Annotated in this window: 1 protein-coding gene; it reads left to right on the top strand. The window is 77.6% G+C overall.

Going from position 1 to position 1668, the window contains the following annotated elements; translation table 11 throughout:
• Positions 1 to 1562 (top strand): hypothetical protein (locus tag N801_RS21215; protein ID WP_035940883.1); only part of this gene is annotated, 1562 nt, incomplete at its 5' end.
• Positions 1563 to 1668: the final 106 nt, after the last annotated feature.

Below are 1668 nucleotides of genomic sequence, written 5' to 3' on the forward strand. Positions count from 1 at the left end.
CCTGGGGGCGGTATGCCGGCGGGCCTGCCTTCCTCGCCCGCCTCACCGCGGGCGGGGACCCCGCGGCGTCGCTGCTCGCCGCGCCGTCGACCGACCCCGTCACGGACTGGCCGCGGCTGCTCGCCGATGCCGCGGCCGCGGCTCTCGCCGGGAGACGTGGCGCCGTGCTCGTCGTCCCCGACGGACGCGACGTCGCCCGAGTCGAGGAGGCACTGACCCAGCGCCTCGGCAAGGGGCACCACGTGCGCCTCACCGCCGACCAGGGCCCGCAGGCGCGCTACACGGCATACCTCAAGGTCCTGCGCGGTCACGTGCGCGTCGTCGTGGGGACCCGCGCCGCGGCCTTCGCGCCGGTGCACGACCTCGGGCTCGTCGCGTGGTGGGACGACGGCGACGACCTGCACGACGAGCCGCGCTCGCCCTACCCCACGGTGCGGGAGGTGGCCCGGTTGCGGGCCGGCCTGGAGGGGGCCGCGCTGCTCAGTGCCGGCTTCACCCGGACCACCGCCGTCGCCCAGTGGGCCGCCGAGGGCCTCGTCGTCCCGCTCGAGGCGGAGCGGCCGCTGCTGCGCAAGGTCGTCGCCCGCGTACGCGTCGCGGGTGAGGGGTCCGACCTCGCCCGCGACCCGGCGGCGGCGCGTGCCCACCTCCCCTCGGTCGCGTGGCAGGTCGCCAGGGAGGCGCTGACCCGGGGGCCCGTGCTCGTCCAGGTCCCGCGCCGCGGCTACCTCCCGTCGCTGTCGTGCCAGGACTGCCGGCGCCCGGCCCGGTGCGGGGTCTGCGCCGGACCGCTCGGTCTGCGAGGCCCCGGTCAGCCCCCGACGTGTCGGTGGTGCGGCGCCGTGGAGACCCGCTTCGAGTGCTCCCACTGCGGCTCCCCGCGGCTGCGCTCGTCCGTCGTCGGCGCTCGGCGCACGGCGGAGGAGCTCGGCCGGGCCTTCCCCGGGGTGCCCCTGTCCACGTCGGGCTCCGGGGCGGTCGTCGACCGGGTCGACGCCCGGCCCCGGCTCGTCATCTCCACGCCCGGGGCCGAGCCGGTCGCCGAGGACGGGTACGCCGCGTGCCTCCTCCTCGACGCCTGGGCACTGCTCGACCGCCCGTCGCTCGACGCCGCCGAGGAGACGCTGCGTCGGTGGATGGGCGCGGTGGGGCTCACGCGCGGAGCCGCCGACGGGGGAGTCGCGGTCCTCGCCGGGACGCCGACACACACGACCGTGCCCGCCCTCGAGGCCCTCGTCCGCTGGGACCCGGCGTGGTTCTCCGAGCGCGAGCTCGCCGAGCGGGTCGAGCTCGGCCTGCCTCCCGCGGCCCGCGTGGCGACCCTGACCGGCGCGCGTGCGGCGCTCCGGTCGGCGGTGTCCGAGATGCGGCTGGGACCGTCGGTGCGGGTCCTCGGGCCGCTGCCGCTCGACGCCGAGACCGAGCGGATGGTCCTCAGCGCACCCCTGGCCGACGGACCGGCCCTGGCCGCCGAGGTGGCCGCCATGCGGGCCCGCCGGTCGGCGCGCAAGGAGACCCAGCCGGTGACGGCCCGTCTCGACCCGCGTGACCCCGCGCGCTGAGGCCGGGTGACCACGACGGTTCGGGAACCGCGCCGTTGCTCGTGAACCGGTTCGATCCGGTTCGCGAAGCACCCCATGGTTTGTGATGTGTCGGGACATCGCTGAC

Origin of the sequence: Knoellia aerolata DSM 18566 (assembly GCF_000768695.1) — a bacterium.
GTDB lineage: Bacteria > Actinomycetota > Actinomycetes > Actinomycetales > Dermatophilaceae > Knoellia > Knoellia aerolata.